We start from the raw sequence: 1709 nt of genomic DNA, 5'->3' as shown, positions 1-1709 counted from the left end.
TCAGACTGTAGACAAACACCAGGAATTTTTGGTGTTTGCCTACAGTCTTTTTTCTTTTAAAATAGAAGTAATACTAGAAAAGTTGATTTCCACTGCGGTCGGACGCTTTCCGCGGACACGGCTTCAGCCGCTTCCCTCGCTGCGCTCAGTCCAGGGTCTTCAGCTCGTGCTGTTCCCGCAGGAGTCGCCGACCTCCGCTTCAATCAACGGTGTCTCTAATAAAATTAATGAGGTGATGGATATGATGACGAAGAATCAAATCAATGAACGCGAACAGTTGGAATTACTGACTATAGAACAGTTAGTTCCACAAGACCATCTTGTTCGTAAGTTAGATGCGGCAATTGATTTTTCCTTTATCTATCCATTGGTTGAAAACCTTTATTCGACAATAGGGAGACCTAGTATCGACCCAGTGGTACTTATCAAGATGACTTTTATCCAATATACCTTCGGCATACGATCCATGCGCCAAACCATCAAAGAGATTGAAACAAACATGGCATACCGCTGGTTTCTAGGCTTTGGTTTCCATACCGAGGTTCCCCATTTCTCAACTTTCGGGAAAAACTACGTCCGTCGTTTTGCAGATACAGACCTGTTCGAGCAGATTTTCTACAGAGTGTTGAAGGAGGTCGCAGATCGTGGGCTCCTAAGCCCGGATCATGTCTTTATTGATTCGACCCACGTGAAAGCGAGTGCGAATAAGAGAAAGTTCGAGAAGAAGGTTGTTCGTAAAGAGACGCGGGCTTATGAAAAAAGGCTCCAGGAGGAGCTCAACCTCGACCGGGAAAAGCATGGGAAGAAACCATTTCCGCCCGAAAAGTTTGAGAAGGAAGAGTACAAGGAAATTAAAGAATCGACAACAGACCCTGAGAGTGGTTACTACGTAAAAGATGAACGGACAAAGCAGTTTGCCTATTCTTTTCACGCAGCTACGGACGAGAAGGGTTTTGTACTTGCAAACATTGTGACTCCAGGAAATGTTCACGACAGCCATATGCTTGAGCCACTAGTCCAGAAGGTGATCGATCAGGTGGGACGCCCAGTCATCGTTGTCGCTGATGCAGCCTACAAGACACCAGCTATTGCGAATTTCCTTTTAGAGAATCATGTCCTTCCTGCACTTCCGTACAAACGACCAATGACAAAAGAAGGCTTCTTTAAAAAACATGAGTATGTCTATGATGAGCATTATGACTGTTATCTCTGTCCTGAAGGACAGGTCCTTACATACCGAACAACCACAAAAGAAGGTTATCGCCAGTATGCTTCGACTCCTTCGATTTGTGCAACTTGTCCAGTGATTGACCAATGCACGCAGAGTAAGAATCAACAAAAGATGATTCAACGTCATATCTGGCAAGACTACTTGGATGTAGCTGAGGACTTGCGCCACAACTATGAAATTAAAGAAATATATGGGAAGCGTAAAGAGACGATTGAGCGTGTCTTTGCCGATGCCAAAGAGAAGCATGGTATGAGATGGACAACCCTAAAGGGTCTTAAAAAATTGTCCATGCAGGCGATGCTAACTTTTGCTGCCTTAAATCTTAAGAAGTTGGCCACTTGGACGTGGAAAAGGCCAGCTATGGCATAATAGAAGCTAATATTACGAGATAAAAAGGCCTTTTTCCGTTAAAATAACTTCATAATTGACAAAAGGGTTGGAAATCAATTCGATTTCCAACCCTTTTGTCTACAGTCTG

General features: G+C 43.8%; 1 protein-coding gene. It reads left to right on the top strand.

The window, feature by feature from the left end:
• Positions 1–241 precede the first annotated feature (241 nt).
• Positions 242–1600 (top strand): IS1182 family transposase, encoded by a 1359-nt coding sequence (locus WFH04_RS18030; RefSeq protein WP_336825705.1) that lies wholly within the window; start codon positions 242–244, stop codon positions 1598–1600.
• The last annotated feature ends 109 nt before the right edge of the window (positions 1601–1709 follow it).

The organism is Sporosarcina sp. USHLN248 (assembly GCF_037144575.1).
In the GTDB taxonomy this organism is placed as follows: Bacteria; Bacillota; Bacilli; order Bacillales_A; family Planococcaceae; genus Sporosarcina; species Sporosarcina contaminans.
Note: the sequence above shows the minus strand (reverse complement) of the source record. Positions and strands in the feature narration are given on the sequence as shown.

What these genes read in the sequence shown, in the direction of transcription:
- WFH04_RS18030 (WP_336825705.1), top strand. Translation starts at nt 242, where the DNA reads ATGATGACGAAGAATCAAATCAATGAACGCGAACAGTTGGAATTACTG.